The following is a 20,518-nucleotide window of genomic DNA, read 5'->3' as shown; positions in this document are numbered from 1 at the left end:
TTCAAAACGGTAGTAGTTATTTGGTCAAAAAACTCTCATCCAGATCACGTTTTCTGAATAAATGAATTTTTAGATGATAAATGTTCAGATTTGACGCGTTTTTGTGGCGTTAATCACGGTTATTTCGGAGTGATAACTGAACAATTGTGTTAATGATTTAGAAATGTTCAAAGTAAAGCCAGGTTATGACAATGAGCGATAATACGTTGGTATCTGATTATGGAATGTGCGAAGAAGAGCAGGTGGCGCGTATTGCCTGGTTCTACTATCACGATGGATTGACGCAGAGTGAAATCAGCGAGCGTCTGGGGCTAACCCGGCTGAAGGTTTCTCGTCTGCTGGAGAAAGGGCATCAGTCCGGTATTATTCGCGTACAAATCAACTCCCGCTTCGAAGGGTGTCTTGAGTATGAAAATGCCTTGCGCAACCACTTCGCATTGCAGAATATCCGCGTGCTGCCGGCATTACCCGATGCCGATATTGGTCTGCGCTTAGGAATCGGCGCCGCCCATATGTTGATGGAGTCACTGCGGCCACAGCAACTGCTGGCCGTCGGCTTTGGCGAAGCCACGATGACCACATTAAAACGCCTCAGCGGATTTATCTCGGCGCAACAAATCCGACTGGTCACGTTATCCGGCGGCGTGGGGCCGTATATGACCGGAATAGGCCAGCTTGATGCCGCTTGTAGCGTAAGTATTATGCCCGCGCCGCTGCGCGCATCATCGCAGGAAATTGCCTGCACGCTGCGCAATGAAAATAGCGTGCGGGATGTGATGCTCACAGCGCAAGCTGCCGATGCCGCCATCGTGGGGATTGGGGCAATTAACCAGAAAGATCAAGCCAGTATCTTAAAATCCGGTTATATCACTCAGGGTGAACAACTCATGATTGGCCGCAAAGGCGCAGTAGGCGATATTCTGGGCTATTTTTTTGATGCTCATGGCGAAATTATTCCAGACATCAAAATCCATAACGAATTAATTGGCCTGAAGTTAAATTCACTTTCCACGATCCCAACCGTGATTGGCGTCGCCGGCGGCGAACAAAAAGCAGAAGCTATTATTGCCGCTATGCGCGGTAACTATATCAATGCGCTGGTTACCGATCAGAAAACCGCAGGAAAAATAATTCAACTTATTGAAAAATAAAAAATAAAATAACACTTACCTCAATTCAATAAACAATAACTGACAGGATTTTATGTAACGATGTAAAAATAGCCGAGGATAAAAAAATGGCTCGACTCTGTACCCATACTGAATCAGGACATTACCTGATGGCTCTTGACGCCGGTACCGGTAGCGTCAGAGCAGTAATTTTTGATCTACAAGGAAAGCAAATAGCTGTCGGTCAAGCGGAATGGCAGCATCTGGCCGTGCCGGATGTGCCTGGTTCGATGGAGTTTGATCTTGCCAAAAACTGGCAACTGGCTTGCCAGTGTATCCGTCAGGCACTACAGAAAGCCGCCATCCCTGCAACGGCTATCGCTGCCGTATCGGCCTGCTCGATGCGTGAAGGCATTGTTATTTATGACAGTAACGGCGAACCAATTTGGGCCTGCGCTAATGTTGACGCCCGCGCGGCGCACGAAGTCAGTGAATTAAAAGAGCTGCACGATAACACCTTTGAGGAGGAAGTTTATCGTTGCTCCGGGCAAACGCTGGCGCTCAGCGCTATTCCGCGTCTGCTCTGGCTTGCCCACCATCGTCCGGATATTTATCATCGCGCGTCAACCGTCACTATGATCAGCGACTGGATGGCCTTTATGCTCAGTGGTGAACTGGCGGTCGATCCCTCCAACGCAGGCACGACGGGGTTATTGGATCTGGTGACCCGCAACTGGAAACGTAGTCTGTTACAGATGGCGGGCCTGCGTTCTGACATTCTCTCGCCGGTAAAAGAAACCGGGACGCTGCTCGGTCACATTTCACAGAAAGCGGCTGAACAGTGCAACCTGCAAGCGGGTACGCCGGTCATCGTTGGCGGCGGCGATGTGCAGTTAGGCTGTCTGGGGCTGGGCGTCGTACGCCCGGCGCAAACGGCCGTGCTGGGCGGAACCTTCTGGCAACAGGTCGTCAATCTTCCCGCGCCGGTCACCGACCCAAACATGAACGTTCGCATCAATCCTCATGTGATCCCCGGTATGGTACAAACCGAGTCTATTAGCTTTTTTACTGGGTTAACGATGCGTTGGTTCCGCGACGCCTTTTGCGCCGAGGAAAAACTAATCGCTGAAAGGTTAGGTATTGATGCGTATTCCCTGCTGGAAGATATGGCCAGCCGGGTGCCTCCCGGCGCGCACGGTGTGATGCCCATCTTCTCTGACGTTATGCGTTTTAAACGCTGGTACCATGCCGCGCCGTCGTTTATCAATCTGTCTATCGATCCTGAAAAGTGTAATAAAGCGACCCTATTTCGCGCGCTGGAAGAGAATGCCGCCATTGTTTCCGCCTGCAATTTACAGCAAATTGCCGCGTTTTCCGGCGTACAGGCCGACTCGCTGGTTTTTGCCGGCGGAGGATCTAAAGGCAAATTATGGAGCCAAATCCTTGCCGACGTTACGGGACTCACCGTTCACGTACCTGTCGTCAAAGAAGCTACCGCGCTAGGGTGCGCTATTGCCGCAGGCGTTGGCGTGGGTATCTGGCCATCGCTGGCGGAAACGGGAGAAAAGCTAGTGCGCTGGGATCGGGAGCATAAACCTAATCCTGAAAATTTCGCTGTCTATCAGCAGGCCAGAGAAAAATGGCAGGCCGTTTATCAGGATCAACGCGCGCTGGTCGATGGTGGCTTAACGACATCCCTCTGGAAAGCGCCAGGCCTGTAACAGGAGAATAAGCATGCAAAAAACGAATGAGAAGAATCATGAATACCGCTTTGGCGATAATGGCCCTAAATACTTAATCCGTGGGCCGGGCTGCGATATGGGCGTCGTCATACTACAACCAGGGCAGTCATTCCCTAACCATCGCCATAATACCGCTTGTGAGGTTTTTTATACCCTAAGCGGTGAAGTGTGCCTGTATCTGGAAGGAACACCTCATATCCTGCAAACTGGAGATGTTTTACAGTGCGAACCTGGGGAGGCGCATTATCTCATTAATAACGGCGATAAACCCTGGAAAGGCGTGTTTATTAAATCGCCGCATCTGGAAAATGACAGCCACCCCGCAGATCCACCGGCCTGGTAACGCCCGCGCCATCGCCAGATTTTGCCGGATAGCGCCACGAGAGCCTTGTCCGGCCTCCAAACGGTATTCGTTAATGCAATATCAAGCTGTCATTTGATGACCTGTTGGTTCAAGATATCACACTGATGATCCTGAATTTCCTCGGCAGAAGCGCGATTGAAGATCAGTAAATTACGCTCGGTCGCCAGCAAGACAAAAGAGCCATCGCTTTGGCGTATCACCGCCAGCGCGATACATCACAGCATCCCCGCCCGCGCAGGAACTTTCCCTGGTCCCATCGCCACCACAGCAGCAAAAAATAGCAGTGCGGTCATAAACTCCGGCAGCAGCGAGGTCGCCCAGAGCAAAATGGTGATGCCAACGATGATAGAAGGAAGGAACAGAGGATGGGACAACCAGAGCGACATACCTGTCTCCTGACGATTTTTTCAGCAAGAATACGACGGACAGTCAGGCAGGTAAACGCCAGATATAGTGGGGTTATCGCAGGATTAAGCGGACAGATCAGTGATAATGAATTTCACCAAAGTATTCAGACAGCACGTAATAGCGGCAATACTCAAAAGGGCTGTCCTTCCCGGCCTGAAACGTCTGTCTGGCGACGGATAACAGCGGTTTATTGGCGGCGATTTGCAATTTTTCGCACAGGTCAGCGGAAGGTAAAATCGCCTCAACTTTTTCTATCGCCGAGTCGCTTGTGACGTTTAATAACGAATAAAGCGACGTATGCTCCAGCGCCTGCGGTGTGAGTTGCAGATCGGGAAAGAAGCTAAGATCGAGATAAATTTTCTCATGGTTAAATGGACGGTTATTCAGGCAACGAATACGCGAAATATAGAGATAGTGATGCTGTGCGGGCAGGCTCAAGCCGTCTGCCTGAGCGTCGCGCGCGCGGCGCGGCGCGATTTCCAGAATACGGTTCTCAATCGCCACGCTGGCGTCCTGGAGATCGCGGGTAATACCGCGAAACGTGTGCCCGTAGCTCACGCCTTCCGGCACCGAGCACACCACCGAACCACTCCCGCGCTGGGAGGAAATAATGCCCGCATTGATTAATTCGCTCCAGGCCTGTTTAACCACAATCAGCGAGACGTTGTAGGCTCTGGCGATCTCTTTTTGCGTCGGTAGTTGGCTACCCAAAGGCAAAGACCCGTTCTGGATCTGCTGACAGATGATAAAAAATAGTTGCTTATAAAGCGGAGTAAAGCTCGTTTTATCAACCTGCAAGCTGCGCACCTCACGTCTTCGCCAGCAGGGGACGTTTTACCGTCCCCGGCAGGGTGAAGTCGCTACCCTGCGATTTGCCTGGCCAGTTCTGCCAAATCGAAATGATTCATACGATCCAAAGTCGTTAAATAATCGGCGGGAAAAGCCTCCACGCCATGGAATGCGCCGGAAATCGCCCCAACCATGGTGGCGACAGTATCAGTATCATTGCCGATATTAACGCCGGAGATAATAGCATCTACGGCAGAATTCGGACAACACGCGAACAGGCCAAAGGCCGCCGGCACCGCTTCACTCACGTGCAGTCCGGAGCCAATAATATCAGCAAGTTCCACCACCGCCGTTTCCCAATGGCGATGACGTTTACCGATATCCACGGCCAGCTCAATGCGTCGGGCAACGGAAGGACCTGCCACCATCATCGCCCCTTGCTCCTGCGCCAGCAGATAGCCTCTTTGCGCGCCGTAAATACCGGCAGCAATAATGCTGTCTGCATTGGTCTGCGCTCTTAACGCCTCGCTGGTTGCCGCCGCCATCGCCGCTGCGCCGGACATCGCCAGCACGTTATTATGGGTAAAGCGGCAAATCTGTAGCGCGCAGTCAATCGCCGCGTCAATATCACCCGGATGCAGCACCGCCGCTGGCCAAATCTTCATAGCCGCGCCGTTCGTTGCCTCCGCGTTACCCTTATTAATAATCTGTACCGATTGTTTTTCGCCTTCCAGCTCGCCCTGCAAAGAGGCGCGATTATCATTAAATATCGCTTTCATTGCCGCACGCGTCGTCGGGCCGGTAAAGTTGGCGTAGTACGGGTAATCCAGCCACTGCTGAAAAGCCTCGCGCATCGCCTCGTCGCTGACCTGGCATTGATGGCGCAGCAGCGCATCCATGATGTACTTCGCCTGAATAAAATCATCCGTGCACATCCCCGCTTCGTTGCAGCGGCCAAACGTGTCTGCTGGCGGTTTTTGAAAGGTCGTCACCCAGCCGCCAAAATAGTCTTTTATTTGCTGCTGGGTGCGTACTTCCGTCGCGGCTCCCATCGCGTCCGCGGCGGCGGCGCCCACCAGGCATCCCAGTATTTTGTTTTGATCAACGTGCATGATGACTCCTTATTTCACGGTCATGGCTTGTGCCAGCGAATGGCTGGAAAGAAAAGTGTTTAGCTGCTCAGGAAACGGCAGAGCGGTCATTGCGCCTTTTGCCGTCACCGCCATAGCGCCGCAGGCGTTGGCATTGCTGATGGCTTCCGCCAGCAGGGCATGATCCCAGCAATTTGCGCGGGAAAGGGTGAACAGCAGGCCGCCGACAAAAGCATCGCCTGCCCCGGTGGTATCGACGACATCGACGCGTGGTGCGGGAAAATGGAACTCCCCCTCGGCGGTAATCAACAGCGCGCCATCGGCCCCCAGCGAAATGATGGTAGTGTCGCAGCCCAGATCGCGCAGGTAATAACGCGCATCCTGCCAGTGGCTGGCGCCGCTGAGCTGGCACAGCTCATCTGCCGAGACTTTGCAGATAGAAGCCAGCGCGGCGGACCGGGCGATCAGTTCAGGGATTTCATCAGTATTCCCCCACATTTTGCTGCGCAGATTGACGTCAAACAGTACGTAACCACCCGCTTCACGCATTCTTCTCGCTCCCTCAAGGCACGCCTCGCGAGCGGGCCTGTCGGTGAGGCCAATTGAGCTGAAGTAAAACCATTCGTGCTGCCTGAACGGCGGCAAATCCTGCGGCGAAACGTAGGTATCGGCACCTGGATGCACCAGATAGGTAAAACTACGCTCCCCATCAGCCGTCAGGTTAACGATCAGCACCGCGCTGGTCAGGGCCGCATCCAGCCTTAGAAACGTGACATCCACAGCGTTATCCTGGAAAACCTGGCGCAGGAAGCGACCGGCGTCATCGTCGCCAAGACAGCCAATAAAACCGCACTCTCCGCCCAGCCTGGCAACGCATACCCCCACGTTCGCCGACGCTCCGCCGGGGCATTTCAGATAGCTGTTCTGTTTTTCCGGCACCAGATCAACGGAGGCATCGCCGATAACCCAAACCTTATTCATGGCCTTCATTTGCGCCTCCTTATGCCTGTTTCTGCGCCAGGGCGAGCTGAATATCACGATAATATTCGTTGTTAATCAGATACTTTTTCATAAGCAGCCCAACCGCAAGGTGAAACAGAGCCGGAATGAGCGTCATCATCAGCGCAATACCGGTGAGCGAACGTGCGCTCTGTTCAACATCGGCCTGATAGCCAAAGTGGCTCAGCAGGAATCCGAGTATCCCGCCCGCGATCCCCATCCCAAACTTCTGGAAGAAGAGGATGCCGCCAAACGCCAACCCGGAAACGCGCAGACCGGTTTTCTTTTCTCCGTAATCCACCGCTTCGGCGATAGAGGACCAGAACACCGGCATTTGCATATCGCAGAAGAAATTAATAAGAAAATAGAACGCAAACGCCAGGATAAGATTTTCACGCCCAACGGAGAAATACATCAGCGCGCTCAGGATAAAGGTAATAATCTGGGTGTAGCGAAACATCTTAATTTTGTCCCAGAACTTGGTTATCCAGGTGGTAGCGATCATCGCTAAAATAGAGGCAACGACGCCGGTAGTCAGGAAGGGTGAAATCAGGCTATCTCCGCCGTTCAGATAATACTTGGCGTAATAAGCGGCAACGGAACCACGAATAACATAACCGCACATCAGCAGTAGAATAACAACGCCGAGAATAATCCACTGATCGTTGCGTAACAGATATTTAAACTGTTTCCCCACCGATAACGACGTAATTTCCGGCTCACTGCGTTCACGCGTGGTAAGAAAACAGAAGATAAACAGCAGCGCACCCATTGCCCCCATCAGCCCCATGGAAAACTGGTAACCCAGCGCCTTGTTGCCCTGCCCCAGCCAGACGGCAAGCATCGGTACGACGATAGTCACCAGAAAAGCGGCAATCTTGGTCATCACAAAACGATAGCCGTTGGCGCTTAACCGTTCGACGGGGTCGCTGGTAATGACGCCAATCATCGAAATATAGGGAATGGTGATCGCGGTATAGACCAGGGTCATAAGAATATAGGTGCCATAGGCCCATGCCAGCTTGGCCATATAAGCCATGTCAGGCGTAATAAACATCAAATACACGGCGAAACCAAAAGGAATGGCAAACCACAGCAGCCACGGGCGGTAACGCCCCCAGCGCGTGTTCAGTTTATCGGTCAGAATCCCCATGGCCGGATCGATAATGGCATCAATCATCCGCACAACCACAAACAGTACGCCAACATCAGCGGCGCTCAGGCCGTAGATATCGGTATAGAAATAGGCGAGGAGCAGCTGCATGGCGATAATCACAACGTTTATCGCCATATCTCCCGCGCCGAAGCCGATTTTTTCCACGATAGAAAGTTTCATGTTGATATTCCTTTACGCTTAACAGCGCAAATCTGGTGAACAATTAATGATGTCACTACATGAAATAAAAACGTTTTTATATAAGCCATCCACCAGACAATCTATGGAGGCTATGAAGAGAGTGTAACTAACCATCAAAAGATATAAAGGTATACCTTTATATCTTTTGATCGGTTTCACATATTTTTATAGACACGATCTTACCCCAGTTTTAAACCGGGATAAGAATCAATAAGATAATGAACAGGGGGTGTAACGAAAATCAGCGGGAAGACAAAATGGCGCAACTATGATCCTGAATCTCTTCCGCCGATGCGCGATTGAAGGTCAGTAAATTACGCTCGGTCGCCAGCAGGACAAAAGAGCCATCGCTTTGGCGTACCACCGCCAGCGCATAGCGTCCCATATGATCGCGCGCTTCCGGCACCTCTTCCGCCAGCATCATAAACGGACTACGCTGCGCCAGTTCGCTCTCGGTTACCCGGCGCGCCAGGTATTCATGCCCCATCAGGCCACCCGGCAGCGGAAGCCAGCGAGTGCTGATGCGCGTGAGATCGTTATCCAGTTGCTCCCGAACGTCAGGACGGATGCAAGAAATATGGATATGCAAATGGTCCTGTGAACGACCAAGCCGCGAATTAATCGCCAGCGAGACCGCGCTATCCGGAATATCATGCCCGTATTTTTTACTCATATAGCCGCGAGCCTGCCAGGCCAGCCAGAAAAAGTTGGGCGTAGCGGGTTCCAGCAATAGCGGGCTTTCTGTACCGTTGATACGGTAGGTGGGCATCAATAAATATTGCAACGGACCGTGACGATCTTTAAAGACGACATAGCCGGCGCGAGGTTTGACTTCCGCGCAAGGCGCTGGGTTTTGATGCTGTAACTGATCGGGCAGGCATTGTTCAAGCACGATTTCCCGTAATGCATCAGGGTTGCCGGAAAATTTCCAGTAACCGACGCCCGCCGCGGCGACAATCACTATCACCGCCAGTAAAAAGTAGCCTGTTTTTTTCATGATATGCGTTCCCTGTGACCCATAGACGGGGAAGAGTAACGCAAAATTGTGGCAAAGAAAAAACCCGGTAACATAATACGTTACCGGGTTTATAAACGGTTTAGCGTTTGCTGATTTGGTCGAACGTACCGCCATTAGCGAAGTGATCTTTTTGCGCCTTCGCCCAGCCGCCAAACACCTCGTCAATGGTGAACAGCTTCAGCTTCGGAAACGCATCGTCGTATTTTTTCGCCACGTCAGCATCGCGCGGACGGTAGAAGTTTTTCGCTGCTATCTCCTGCCCTTCCGGCGAGTAGAGATACTTCAGGTAGGCTTCCGCTACCGCTTTGGTGTCTTTCTTTTCCACCACTTTGTCGACCACGGAAACGGTCGGCTCTGCGAGAATAGATTCACTAGGGGTCACTATCTCGAATTTATCTTTACCCAGTTCATTCGTCGCCAGTAGCGCTTCGTTTTCCCAGGCAATCAGCACATCACCGATACCGCGTTCAACGAAAGTATTGGTTGAGCCACGCGCGCCGGAGTCCAGCACTTCAACGTTTTTAAACAGGGCTTTGACAAAGTCCTGCGCTTTGGCCTGATCGTTATTGTTGTGATGCAGGGCGTAGCCCCATGCCGCCAGATAGTTCCAGCGGGCGCCGCCGGAGCTTTTCGGGTTTGGCGTAATCACCGACACACCGGGTTTAATCAGATCGTTCCAGTCATGAATTTGTTTTGGATTGCCTTTACGGACCAGGAAAACGATGGTGGAGGTGTAAGGTGCTGAGTTATCCGGCAGACGCTTGATCCAGTTTTTATCGATACGACCACGTTCCGCAATAGCGTCCACATCGTAAGCCAGCGCCAGCGTCACGACATCGGCTTCAATGCCGTTAATAACGGAAGTCGCCTGTTTACCCGAACCGCCGTGCGATTGGCGGATCACGACGTTGTCGCCGGTTTCCTGCTTCCAGTGCGCGCTAAACGCTTTGTTGTACTGCTCGTACAGCTCACGCGTTGGATCGTACGATACGTTAAGTAACTGAATATCCTTTGCCAGAATGCTGGTTGACGCCAGCAATAATGTGACCCCCACGCCCCACTTTTTCATCGCCCGACTCGCTTATGTTGTGTTGTGATGAGCAAAGCGTGCCAGAAAGAGATCCAAACATTAAAGAATAAAAAAAGATTGGCTATAACTTCGAGGAATAAATCTGAGGGATTGCCGGATGGCGGCTAGCGCCTAATCCGGCCTACACGTTTCTGCAACCTGTAGGCCTGATAAGCGTAGCGCCATCAGGCGCGCAAAAACAATCAGTACAGTTTTTTCGCGCACTCCATCCAGTCGCTTTTGAACGGACGCTTCATGTTTTCAATTGCATCGATGATGTCATGATGAACAAGCTGCTCGTTCTGGATACCGACACAACGACCGCCATGGCCTTCCAGCAGCAGGTCAATAGCATACGCGCCCATACGGGAAGCCAGAATGCGATCGTAAGGTACCGGGGAACCACCGCGCTGAATGTGGCCGAGCACCGTCGCACGCGTTTCACGGCCCGTTTCTTTTTCAATAAAGTGCGCCAGCTCGTCAACATCACACATATGTTCGGTGATAGCGACGATAGCGTGTTTTTTCCCTTTCGCGATCCCGGCTTTGATTTCGGCCACCAGATCTTCGCGATTAAATTCAACTTCCGGCACCACGATAAACTCACAGCCGCCAGCAATAGCCGCCGCCAACGTCAGGTCGCCGCAATAACGGCCCATCACCTCAACGATAGAGATACGCTGGTGAGAAGAGGAGGTGTCACGCAGACGGTCAATCGCTTCCACTACAGTGCCGAGAGCAGTGAAGTAGCCGATAGTGTAGTCGGTGCCTTTGATGTCGTTATCGATAGTGCCTGGCAGACCGATGCACGGGAATCCCATTTCAGTCAGACGTTTTGCACCCATATAAGAACCGTCGCCGCCAATAACTACCAGCGCATCGATGCCGCGTTTTTTCAGGTTTTCGATCGCGACAGCGCGAATATTTTCGTCACGGAATTCCGGGAAACGGGCGGAACCGAGGAAAGTACCGCCACGGTTGATCATGTCAGATACGCTGTAACGGTCAAGCTGCACCATACGATCTTCATACAGGCCCAGATAGCCGTCATAAATGCCCATGACTTCCAGCCCTTCCGTCAACGCTGCGCGCACAACACCGCGGATTGCCGCGTTCATGCCCGGCGCATCACCGCCGCTTGTCAACACACCGATTTTCTTAATCATGACTACCTCTGAACTTTGGAATGCAAAATGAAATCTATTGCCGGAAGCCGATTTCGCACTTCGAAACGATCCAACGAATATACAGATAGTATAACAATCCCTTCCTGCTGAATTGATTCAGGTCAGGCCAAATGGCGGTAATTTATACACAAAATGCTGGCCTGGCTCACTTTTTAACAATCAATTATACAAGCTCGAACTTCCTGCCTTCCCTGGGGACGACTGAACAGGGATCCTGATGAATAATGACATCTGAACCCGGAAAACGCCGTAAAATCGCCTGCTCTACCTGGTCAGCCACAAAATGCGCCTGAACGAGCGGCAGATTATCTTCCATTTCCAAATGAATCTGAATAAAGCGAGTCGGCCCTGACTGCCGCGTGCGGAGATCGTGCGCGCCGCTGACTCCCGGCCATGACGTCACGATATCAATAATTTCCTGTCGTTCCGCATCGGGCAGCGCGCGATCCAATAATGACTGCACCGCCTCATACCCCATACGCAACGCGCTATACAAAATATAGATGCCGATACCTAACGCAAACAGGGCATCCGCACGATGCCAACCGTACCAGGATAACCCCAGCGCGATAAGAATCGCTCCGTTCATCATAACATCAGACTGATAATGAAGCATATCCGCCCGTACCGCCTGACTTTGGGTCTTGCGTACCACCCAGCGCTGAAACGTGACCAGTATAATAGTGCATATCAGAGCGATGACGGTAACGCCAATCCCCACGCCGGGGTCGTTCATTGGCGTCGGCTTAATCAGATTCTGGATACTGGTCAAAAACAGAAACAACGCCGAACCGGAAATAAACATACTTTGCGCCAGCGCCGCCAGCGACTCCGCTTTACCGTGCCCAAACGTGTGTTCATCATCTGCGGGTTGCAGCGAATAACGCACGACCAACAAATTCGTCAATGACGCGGCAATATCCACCAGCGAGTCCACCAACGCCGCCAGAATACTCACCGATCCCGTATACCACCACGCAAAAATTTTGATCAAAAGTAACGCTGATGCCATCGCCGTTGCCGCGATAGCCGCCCGGCTAACCAGCCGTCCATAGGTTTGATTCATAAATACTCCCGCTATCTTCTGCCGGTAGTATAACGGATGGTTTAAAACAGTAAGCTAATAACAGAATGACAAACTGGAGATAAAAAAAACCCCCACATCATGTGGGGGAAGACAGGGATGGTGTCTATGGCAAGGAAAACAGGGTTGTTACTGGGAACGTGAGTTGCTACTACTCAATAATTTCAACGATGAACTTTTTTGCCATTGCGCCACGTCGCGCAGTTGCTCCATTCGTTGCTGATGCTTTTCATTCAAAACCGCTTGCTGCTCCGGCGTTAACAGGCGATACATCTGGTTACGCACGCGGGCCATTTCGACCTGGCGGGCAACCTGCTCTTGCGCCATTTTTTCTGCCTGAGCGCGCACAGCGCTTTCATCAAATTTTTCTGCGGTGACAAGCCGATGCATTGTCTCCATTTCGCTAACATTAACAGGAGGCTGTTCGTGCCTTGCCTGTTGCATAAGATCTCGCATCTGCTGACGCTGATGTTCGGTTAAACTTATGCCGTCAAACATATGATTTTGCGCGCTACGCTGCGTGGCCCCGTCACCGGGGTGCCAGTTATCGCTTGTAACAACTTCAGCTGCGTGGCTTAAAAAACTGAATGCCAGCGTTGAGGCCATAACAGCAGCGGTAACTTTGCGCATCGCTTGCTCCCAAAATCTTTTCTGTCGCGATTCAACGAGAGACAGTTTACGATTCGGGCTGCAAACATGCGTCAGGGGGTGTAAAACAACGTAAAGTCATGGATTAGCGACGCCTGATGACGTAATTTCTGCCTCGGAGGTACGTAAACAATGAATAAAATCCTGTTAGTTGATGATGACCGAGAGCTGACTTCCCTGTTAAAAGAGCTCCTCGAAATGGAAGGTTTTAATGTCCTGGTGGCCCACGACGGCGAGCAGGCGCTTGAGCTTTTGGATGACAGCATCGATTTACTTTTGCTTGACGTCATGATGCCGAAGAAAAACGGTATCGATACGTTGAAAGCGCTTCGCCAGACACACCAGACGCCTGTCATTATGCTGACCGCGCGCGGCAGCGAGCTGGATCGCGTTCTCGGCCTTGAGCTGGGCGCGGACGACTATTTGCCCAAACCGTTTAACGACCGCGAGCTGGTAGCGCGCATCAGGGCTATTTTGCGCCGTTCCCACTGGAGCGAGCAGCAGCAGAGCAGCGACAACGGCTCGCCGACGCTGGAAGTCGATGCGCTAAGCCTTAATCCGGGCCGCCAGGAAGCCAGTTTCGATGGCCAAACGCTGGAGCTGACCGGTACGGAATTCACCCTGCTCTATTTGCTGGCGCAACACCTCGGCCAGGTGGTTTCCCGTGAACATTTAAGTCAGGAAGTGCTGGGTAAGCGCCTGACGCCGTTCGATCGCGCCATTGATATGCATATTTCTAACCTGCGCCGCAAACTGCCGGAACGCAAAGACGGTCACCCGTGGTTTAAAACATTGCGTGGTCGCGGCTATCTGATGGTTTCCGCTTCATGATAGGAAGTTTAACCGCGCGCATCTTCGCCATCTTCTGGTTGACGCTGGCGCTGGTGCTAATGCTGGTACTGATGTTGCCCAAGCTCGATTCACGCCAGATGACCGAGCTGCTGGACAGCGAACAGCGCCAGGGATTGATGATAGAGCAACATGTAGAAGCTGAACTTGCGAACGATCCGCCCAACGACCTGATGTGGTGGCGTCGCCTGTTCCGCGCGATCGATAAGTGGGCGCCGCCTGGACAGCGGTTATTACTGGTGACCTCTGAAGGACGCGTGATCGGCGCTGAACGCAGCGAAATGCAGATCATTCGTAACTTCATTGGTCAGGCGGATAACGCCGATCATCCGCAGAAGAAAAAATATGGCCGCGTAGAGATGGTGGGGCCGTTCTCCGTTCGCGACGGAGAGGATAATTACCAGCTTTACCTGATTCGGCCGGCCAGCAGTTCGCAATCCGATTTTATTAATCTGCTGTTTGACCGCCCGCTTCTGTTGCTCATTGTCACGATGCTGGTCAGTTCGCCGCTCTTGCTATGGCTGGCATGGAGTCTGGCGAAACCGGCGCGTAAGTTGAAAAACGCGGCTGATGAAGTGGCGCAAGGCAACCTGCGTCAGCATCCGGAGCTGGAGGCGGGTCCGCAGGAGTTCCTCGCCGCTGGCGCCAGTTTTAACCAGATGGTGACGGCGCTGGAACGGATGATGACCTCGCAGCAGCGTTTGCTGTCAGACATCTCCCATGAGCTGCGAACGCCCCTTACGCGCCTGCAACTGGGTACCGCGCTGCTGCGTCGTCGTGGCGGCGAAAGCAAAGAGCTGGAGCGTATTGAAACCGAAGCGCAGCGTCTGGACAGCATGATCAATGACCTGCTGGTGATGTCGCGTAACCAACAGAAAAACGCGCTGGTCAGCGAAACGATGAAAGCCAATCAACTATGGGGCGAAGTGCTGGATAACGCCGCCTTTGAAGCCGAACAGATGGGCAAGTCGTTAACGGTAAATTATCCGCCAGGGCCGTGGCCGCTCTATGGCAACCCAAACGCGCTGGAAAGCGCGCTGGAAAATATAGTTCGTAATGCGCTGCGCTATTCACATACGAAGATTGAAGTCGGCTTCTCGGTGGATAAAGACGGTATTACGATCACGGTCGATGACGACGGGCCGGGCGTCAGCCCTGAAGACCGCGAGCAGATCTTCCGTCCGTTCTATCGCACCGACGAGGCGCGCGACCGCGAGTCTGGCGGCACCGGACTGGGGCTGGCGATTGTCGAAAGCGCCATGCAGCAGCACCGCGGCTGGGTTAAGGCTGACGATAGCCCGCTGGGTGGGTTGCGGCTCACGCTGTGGCTACCGCTGTACAAGCGAACCTAATGTTATTCATGGCTCGGTAATACTTTCTCTTACCGAGCCTTAACCATTTAAAGCGTATCGAGGATGCTGTCCAATTCATCACCATTCACGCCATACTTTTCCGTTATGAACTTAAACTGTTGATACAACTCAGCTAAAAAATCCTCATCCAGAGACCGCTCCCAAAGCTCCTCGATAGATTTGAGGTGATACTCTTCGAATAAGATGTGCTTAACTTCTTCCGTACAAGCCTCGAGAATATGTGCGTCCATAATTTACATATCTTTTGTGAATAATTAATAGGTTACCAGCGGAATAAGGCAAACGCCGTCATCCGGCAATGTACAACTGACAGCCTGACGGCGCTACGCTTATCCGGCCTACGCACCACGCTATCGGGAGATTTCCGGCGCTAAAATCCACTCGGCGCTGTCATTCCACACGTCCATCCGGGTAATTTTGCCATCGCGCACTTCGAAGCGGTCGATAAAGCGGTTATCGGCAAACGGGCGACCGTCGGGCCATTCGCCATACAACGTACCGTTGGAATAAATCACAACGTAATCATCATGCTGCACCGCATCAAACTCGCCCAGCGCCTTCTTCACCCACTTGTAGCGAGCGCCGTTAAACTGCGCGATATCTGCCGCGCCCGCCATCACCCGGCCTCCGGTGAAGGTAATTTTCACCTCCGGGTGCATATACGTTGCGGCGCGTTCAGCATCGGGAATCATCGAGGCCACCAAAAATTCTTTTACGATCGCCACCGCATTTTCAGCTTCAGTCATAATCCTTCCTTTCATTTTGGCGGAGTTTTATCCCCCCACAGTCGTCTGGCGCTATCTTCAATTTTGCCGCTCAAACGACGCTTCTGCATGGTGCGGCTCCAGCTCGCCGACAGCCCGGCGGCGCTCAGCAGCCGGTGATATTGTTCGTCATCAAACGGCATAGACCAGGCGATAACACCCGCTTCATGAACCGAGACATCGCTCAGACGCGACGCCAGTTCCAACGGCGCATCGCTGGAGACCTTACCTGGCGCAATGACCCGATACAGCCAGCCGGTTTTTCCGCTGTTCTGCATAAGGAGGGCCATGTCGCTGATGGCAAAGTGGAAATTAAGTTTAAAGCATGGAGAGCGCGGCTGAGTGACCTGGATCAACGCCTCGCCCCAGCGGTAGATGTCGCCAATAAACACGTTGTGTTCGGTCATTCCGTCCGTCGACAGATTCTCGCCAAACGCCGGGGCGCAAAACAGCGTCGCCTGCTCGGGGAACTGGCGAATCCAATCAGCATAGTGTTCGCGGGGGTAATGGCATAGCGCGCGGTCGGGGCCGCCGTGGATTTTCTTTTCGGCCTGCTGATCGCCTGCCAGACCGAGCTCGGTCAGCATGAGTTCGCCGTCGATTTGCACCTTGGCGATAGCGCTCGGGCGGCTGCCGTCATAGTCACGAATTTTGCCAATAAACACGTCAACCGGATAATGCATCTGCTGCTCCTTACGCGGATACAAAAAAAGCGAGTCATCAGACTCGCTTCTACAGACGTGCAATGCAAATTATTTTTTAGCGGCGAAACGCGCTGCTGCTTCGTCCCAGTTCACCACGTTCCAGAACTCTTTGATGTAGTCCGGGCGGCGGTTCTGGAATTTCAGGTAGTAAGCGTGTTCCCACACGTCCAGACCCAGGATCGGGAAGCCGGAAGCGCCGGAAATGGCTTCACCCATCAGCGGGGAATCCTGGTTTGCGGTAGAAACCACAGCCAGTTTGTCACCTTTCAGCACCAGCCACGCCCAGCCGGAGCCGAAACGGGTTGCTGCTGCTTTTTCGAATTCAGCTTTGAAGTTGTCAACGGAACCGAAGTCACGCTCGATAGCCACTTTCAGATCGCCCTGCAGAGTGGTGCCTTTTTTCAGCCCTTTCCAGAACAGGCTGTGGTTAGCGTGGCCGCCGGCGTTGTTACGCAGCACGGTTTTTTTGTCCGCTGGCACCTGGTCCAGTTTAGTAATCAGTTCTTCAACCGGCAGGTCAGCAAACTCAGGCAGGTTTTCCAGCGCCGCGTTAGCGTTGTTGACATAGGTTTGATGGTGTTTGGTGTGGTGAATCTCCATCGTCTGCTTATCGAAGTGCGGTTCCAGTGCATCATAAGCGTACGGCAGGGATGGCAGTGTATAACTCATAATCATCTCCATTATTGTCGAGCGGCACAGTGTTAACGCCGCGTAAGCAGTTGGTTCATTATAGTTAATTAAATGATATTGAAAATGATTATCAATGCCGTACTTTTTCCAGGGTTATAAACGTTACGGCATCCGCTGAAAACAACCGATTTTTACGCCTCCAACCGAAACCGCCTGTTGATGAATTCCTGGAAATCATGAAATGTGAAACAGGGTTTCAAAATCTTTCTTTTGGTGCCAATTTTTGTTAGCGGTGGCAAAATCAAGAAGGTTATAATTTCACCATGCAATTACATTCCCGGTAAATTATTACAATTGCGAGGGAATTATGAAGCAACCTGGTTTTATACGTCTGGCTACGTTGGCCTTACTCTCCACACTCTCTTTCTTCTCCCACGGCGAAACCATTTTGCGCCTGGCCTACGCTGAAAATAGCCAGCCGGTAAAAGATGCGTTGCACTTCCTGGGGCAGCAAGTTGAAGAGAAAACGGGCGGCGATATCAAAGTACAGTACTTCCCGGACGGACAGCTTGGCGGCGAGCGCGAACTGGTGGAGTTGACGCAGGTCGGCGTCGTCGACATCACTAAAGTGTCGTCCGGGCTGATGGAGAGTTTTTCGCCTGAGTACGGCGTGTTCTCACTTCCCTACCTGTTTGCTACCGTCGAGGAATACTACCGCGTAATGGATAACCCACAGGTGATGGAGCCTGTTTATCAGTCCACCGCCGCACAGGGGTTTGTCGGCGTAGGCTGGTATGATTCCGGCGCGCGTAATTTTTATATGAGCAAAGCGCCGGTTAAACGCATTGAGGATTTACGCGGGAAGAAGATCCGCGTCATGCAGAGTGAGACGGCGATCCAAACTCTCAAACTGCTGGGCGCTTCGCCCATCGCCATGAGCCAGGCGGAGGTCTATACCTCGTTACAACAAGGCATTCTCGACGGCGCGGAAAACAATGAGTTCGCTCTCACCATCGCCCGCCACGGCGAAGTCGCCCGTTATTACACCTACGATATGCACACCCGCATTCCCGATATCCTGTTAATGAGTACCCTCACGCTGGAAAAGCTGACGCCGGAACAGCAGCGCATCGTCGAAGCCGCCATCAAGGCGTCGATCGAATTTGAGAAAGCCGCATGGGACAAGGAAATAGAGAAAACCAGGCTGGCGGCGGTAAAAGATTTCAACGTTGAATTCTACGAGATCGACAAAAAACCCTTCCAGAAGGCAGTACAGCCTATTTACGACGGCCTGAAAAACAAACCGCGGCTTTACGGGCTGTATCAACGTATCCAGACAGCAAAAAATTAATCTAATCAGGAAATTAAGATGAACACATTCAGAAAAGGACTTGATTTATTGCTGGGCGCTATCTGTTGCCTGGTGCTGGCGATAATGGTTGGCATCGCCTGCTGGCAGGTGGTGAGCCGCTACATTCTGGGCGTTCCCAGCACCCTTACCGAAGAGATGCTGCGATTTCTCCTGGTGTGGGTATCAATGCTGGGCATGGCTTTTGTCGCCGGTCAGAAACAGCATATCAGCCTGACTCTCTTACTGGATAAGGTGTCGCCGACGATTCGCGGCTGGTGGGATATTATTCTGCAGGTCATTTTTATCGCGTTTTCCATTTGGGTATTGATTATCGGCGGCTTAAAGATTTCTGCGATTTCTATGCTGCAAATCTCCCCTGCGCTGGGCATTCCGATGGGAAAAATTTATTACGCGCTCCCCTGCGCGGGCGTACTGATCATCCTCTATGGGCTGCTGAATATCGTTGACGCCCTGAAAGCTATCCATTCCGCCACGGATACCACTGAGCACACTCTGGAGAAATCACATGATTGACCCTATTTTTGCGTCCTGTACGCTAATTGCCGTCTTTGTTGTTTTACTGGCCATGGGCGCGCCTATCGGGATCTGCATCGTTATCGCCTCTTTTAGCACCATGATGCTGGTACTGCCTTTCGATATTTCGATGTTCGCCACCGCGCAAAAAATGTTCTCCAGCCTGGACAGTTTTGCCTTGCTGGCCGTGCCGTTCTTCGTTTTATCCGGGGTGATCATGAATAGCGGGGGAATTGCCGCCCGACTGGTCAATTTTGCCAAACTGTTTACTGGCAAACTGCCCGGCTCGCTCTCTTATACCAACATCGTCGGCAATATGATGTTCGGTGCAATTTCCGGATCGGCAATTGCCGCCTCAACCTCTATCGGCGGCGTGATGGTGCCGATGAGCGCGCGCGAAGGTTACGATCGCGGCTTTGCGGCCGCGGTGAATATCGCCTCCGCGCCGACGGGAATGTTAATTCCGCCCACCACGGCTTTTATCCTTTATGCGCTGGCAAGCGGGGGAACATCGATTGCCGCTCTGTTCGCCGGCGGTCTGGTCGCGGGAGTGCTGTGGGGCGTTGGCTGTATGCTGGTCACGCTGGTGGTCGCTAAGCGTCGAAATTATCGGGTTTTCTTCACCGTCCAAAAAGGCATGGCGCTAAAAGTTGCCGTTGAGGCCATTCCCAGCCTGCTGCTGATCGTGATTATCGTCGGCGGCATTGTGCAGGGCATTTTCACCGCCATTGAAGCCTCCGCGATTGCCGTGGTGTATACGTTATTGCTGACGATGGTGTTTTACCGCACGCTGAAAATTAAGGATTTGCCTTCGATTTTGCTCCAGACAGTGGTAATGACCGGGGTCATCATGTTCCTGCTGGCAACCTCTTCGGCGATGTCCTTCTCGATGTCGATCACCAATATTCCTGCGGCGCTGAGCGATATGATCCTCGGTATTTCCGCCAATAAACTGGTTATCCTGTTAGTCATTACCGTCTTTTTGTTGATTATCGGCGCATTTATGGATATCGGTCCGGCCATTCTGATTTTTACCCCGATTCTGCTGCCGATCATGGCTAAACTGGGCGTCGATCCGGTGCATTTCGGCATTATCATGATCTATAACCTGGCGATTGGCACCATTACGCCGCCAGTTGGCAGTGGTTTATATGTCGGGGCGAGCGTCGGTAAGGTCAAAGTTGAGGAAGTGATTAAACCGTTGCTGCCTTTTTACGGCGCGATTATCGGCGTTCTGTTATTAATTACCTACATTCCGGAAATCACACTGTTCTTACCCCGTCTACTGGGCATCATGTAAGCGCATAATTTCCTGCACATCTCGTTGCCGGATGGCGATTCGCGTCTTATCCGGCCAACGCACGATAATAATTATCCGCAGGTCATCACCAGGTAAAAAAAACCGGCTACCTATAAAGTAGCCGGAAAAGGGAATAAATAATAAACAG

The 20,518-nt window shown here is 52.2% G+C and carries 21 protein-coding genes and 2 pseudogenes; 8 read left to right on the top strand and 15 right to left on the bottom strand.

Annotated features, from left to right (window positions below):
• Nucleotides 1-191: 191 nt before the first annotated feature.
• From lsrR to ABVN36_RS18760, 3 genes are all read left to right on the top strand, one after another.
• Nucleotides 192-1,151: a transcriptional regulator LsrR gene (lsrR, locus tag ABVN36_RS18770; RefSeq protein WP_001283049.1), complete on the top strand. Its 960-nt coding sequence runs from the start codon at nucleotides 192-194 to the stop codon at nucleotides 1,149-1,151.
• Nucleotides 1,152-1,237: 86 nt separating this feature from the next.
• Complete coding sequence (gene lsrK / locus ABVN36_RS18765; RefSeq protein ID WP_033903575.1) at nucleotides 1,238-2,830, top strand: autoinducer-2 kinase; 1,593 nt, start codon at nucleotides 1,238-1,240, stop codon at nucleotides 2,828-2,830.
• A gap of 13 nt (nucleotides 2,831-2,843) precedes the next feature.
• Nucleotides 2,844-3,194, top strand: coding sequence for a cupin domain-containing protein (locus ABVN36_RS18760; protein ID WP_001173083.1), 351 nt, complete (start codon nucleotides 2,844-2,846; stop codon nucleotides 3,192-3,194).
• 89 nt (nucleotides 3,195-3,283) lie between these two features.
• On the opposite strand, the pseudogene ABVN36_RS18755 reads toward ABVN36_RS18760, so the two are convergent.
• The 11 genes and pseudogenes from ABVN36_RS18755 to cpxP form a co-directional block, all read right to left on the bottom strand.
• Nucleotides 3,284-3,424, bottom strand: a pseudogene (locus ABVN36_RS18755) (CDP-diacylglycerol diphosphatase); the annotation flags it as partial.
• A 51-nt stretch (nucleotides 3,425-3,475) separates the two neighbouring features.
• Nucleotides 3,476-3,601: pseudogene (locus ABVN36_RS18750) on the bottom strand (hypothetical protein); the annotation flags it as partial.
• Between the two features lie 97 nt (nucleotides 3,602-3,698).
• Nucleotides 3,699-4,421, bottom strand: coding sequence for a GntR family transcriptional regulator (locus tag ABVN36_RS18745; RefSeq protein ID WP_001535809.1), 723 nt, complete (start codon nucleotides 4,419-4,421; stop codon nucleotides 3,699-3,701).
• A gap of 62 nt (nucleotides 4,422-4,483) precedes the next feature.
• Nucleotides 4,484-5,524: an ADP-ribosylglycohydrolase family protein gene (locus ABVN36_RS18740; RefSeq protein WP_023138069.1), complete on the bottom strand. Its 1,041-nt coding sequence runs from the start codon at nucleotides 5,522-5,524 to the stop codon at nucleotides 4,484-4,486.
• Between the two features lie 9 nt (nucleotides 5,525-5,533).
• Nucleotides 5,534-6,493, bottom strand: a complete 960-nt coding sequence (locus ABVN36_RS18735; RefSeq protein WP_023138068.1) for an aminoimidazole riboside kinase — start codon at nucleotides 6,491-6,493, stop codon at nucleotides 5,534-5,536.
• Between the two features lie 10 nt (nucleotides 6,494-6,503).
• The gene (locus ABVN36_RS18730) at nucleotides 6,504-7,838 is read right to left on the bottom strand and encodes an MFS transporter (protein WP_023138067.1); all 1,335 of its coding nucleotides are present in this window, start codon (nucleotides 7,836-7,838) and stop codon (nucleotides 6,504-6,506) included.
• Between the two features lie 262 nt (nucleotides 7,839-8,100).
• Complete coding sequence (locus tag ABVN36_RS18725) at nucleotides 8,101-8,856, bottom strand: CDP-diacylglycerol diphosphatase (protein ID WP_001727096.1); 756 nt, start codon at nucleotides 8,854-8,856, stop codon at nucleotides 8,101-8,103.
• A 100-nt stretch (nucleotides 8,857-8,956) separates the two neighbouring features.
• The gene (locus ABVN36_RS18720) at nucleotides 8,957-9,946 is read right to left on the bottom strand and encodes a sulfate ABC transporter substrate-binding protein (protein ID WP_023138066.1); all 990 of its coding nucleotides are present in this window, start codon (nucleotides 9,944-9,946) and stop codon (nucleotides 8,957-8,959) included.
• A 203-nt stretch (nucleotides 9,947-10,149) separates the two neighbouring features.
• Nucleotides 10,150-11,112 (bottom strand): 6-phosphofructokinase, encoded by a 963-nt coding sequence (gene pfkA, locus ABVN36_RS18715; RefSeq protein WP_000591793.1) that lies wholly within the window; start codon nucleotides 11,110-11,112, stop codon nucleotides 10,150-10,152.
• A 184-nt stretch (nucleotides 11,113-11,296) separates the two neighbouring features.
• Nucleotides 11,297-12,199: a CDF family cation-efflux transporter FieF gene (gene fieF / locus ABVN36_RS18710; RefSeq protein ID WP_001077321.1), complete on the bottom strand. Its 903-nt coding sequence runs from the start codon at nucleotides 12,197-12,199 to the stop codon at nucleotides 11,297-11,299.
• Between the two features lie 147 nt (nucleotides 12,200-12,346).
• Nucleotides 12,347-12,847 carry a cell-envelope stress modulator CpxP gene (gene cpxP / locus ABVN36_RS18705; RefSeq protein ID WP_001233463.1) on the bottom strand — a complete coding sequence of 167 codons (501 nt, stop codon included), beginning with the start codon at nucleotides 12,845-12,847 and terminating at the stop codon, nucleotides 12,347-12,349.
• 150 nt (nucleotides 12,848-12,997) lie between these two features.
• Between cpxP and cpxR the strand changes: the two genes are divergently transcribed.
• Nucleotides 12,998-13,696 carry an envelope stress response regulator transcription factor CpxR gene (gene cpxR, locus ABVN36_RS18700; protein WP_001033731.1) on the top strand — a complete coding sequence of 233 codons (699 nt, stop codon included), beginning with the start codon at nucleotides 12,998-13,000 and terminating at the stop codon, nucleotides 13,694-13,696.
• Entirely contained in the window at nucleotides 13,693-15,066 is a 1,374-nt protein-coding gene (gene cpxA / locus ABVN36_RS18695) for an envelope stress sensor histidine kinase CpxA (RefSeq protein WP_000580402.1), read from the top strand. The genes cpxR and cpxA overlap by 4 nt, the downstream gene beginning before the upstream one ends.
• A 47-nt stretch (nucleotides 15,067-15,113) precedes the next feature.
• Here the strand turns inward: cpxA and ABVN36_RS18690 are convergent, their stop codons facing one another.
• The 4 genes from ABVN36_RS18690 to sodA form a co-directional block, all read right to left on the bottom strand.
• The gene (locus tag ABVN36_RS18690) at nucleotides 15,114-15,317 is read right to left on the bottom strand and encodes a hypothetical protein (RefSeq protein ID WP_000338671.1); all 204 of its coding nucleotides are present in this window, start codon (nucleotides 15,315-15,317) and stop codon (nucleotides 15,114-15,116) included.
• Between the two features lie 120 nt (nucleotides 15,318-15,437).
• Nucleotides 15,438-15,833 (bottom strand): nuclear transport factor 2 family protein, encoded by a 396-nt coding sequence (locus ABVN36_RS18685; RefSeq protein WP_000133447.1) that lies wholly within the window; start codon nucleotides 15,831-15,833, stop codon nucleotides 15,438-15,440.
• A gap of 11 nt (nucleotides 15,834-15,844) precedes the next feature.
• Nucleotides 15,845-16,534 (bottom strand): 6-hydroxyaminopurine reductase, encoded by a 690-nt coding sequence (gene yiiM, locus ABVN36_RS18680; protein WP_000559225.1) that lies wholly within the window; start codon nucleotides 16,532-16,534, stop codon nucleotides 15,845-15,847.
• A gap of 69 nt (nucleotides 16,535-16,603) precedes the next feature.
• The gene (gene sodA, locus ABVN36_RS18675) at nucleotides 16,604-17,224 is read right to left on the bottom strand and encodes a superoxide dismutase [Mn] (protein ID WP_023138884.1); all 621 of its coding nucleotides are present in this window, start codon (nucleotides 17,222-17,224) and stop codon (nucleotides 16,604-16,606) included.
• 328 nt (nucleotides 17,225-17,552) lie between these two features.
• Between sodA and ABVN36_RS18670 the strand changes: the two genes are divergently transcribed.
• The 3 genes from ABVN36_RS18670 to ABVN36_RS18660 are packed head-to-tail and all read left to right on the top strand — an operon-like array spanning nucleotide 17,553 to nucleotide 20,370.
• A complete protein-coding gene (locus ABVN36_RS18670) occupies nucleotides 17,553-18,536 on the top strand; it encodes a TRAP transporter substrate-binding protein (protein ID WP_000812822.1) in 984 nt (327 codons plus the stop codon).
• Nucleotides 18,537-18,554: 18 nt separating this feature from the next.
• The gene (locus ABVN36_RS18665; protein WP_001091413.1) at nucleotides 18,555-19,070 is read left to right on the top strand and encodes a TRAP transporter small permease; all 516 of its coding nucleotides are present in this window, start codon (nucleotides 18,555-18,557) and stop codon (nucleotides 19,068-19,070) included.
• The gene (locus ABVN36_RS18660; protein WP_000566800.1) at nucleotides 19,063-20,370 is read left to right on the top strand and encodes a TRAP transporter large permease; all 1,308 of its coding nucleotides are present in this window, start codon (nucleotides 19,063-19,065) and stop codon (nucleotides 20,368-20,370) included. Before ABVN36_RS18665 ends, ABVN36_RS18660 begins: the two co-directional genes overlap by 8 nt.
• The last annotated feature ends 148 nt before the right edge of the window (nucleotides 20,371-20,518 follow it).

The sequence above is a fragment of the Salmonella sp. SJTUF15581 genome, from assembly GCF_043356775.1.
GTDB lineage: Bacteria > Pseudomonadota > Gammaproteobacteria > Enterobacterales > Enterobacteriaceae > Salmonella > Salmonella enterica.
The sequence above is the reverse complement of the archived record's forward strand: the minus strand, read 5'-3'. Positions and strand labels throughout refer to the sequence as shown.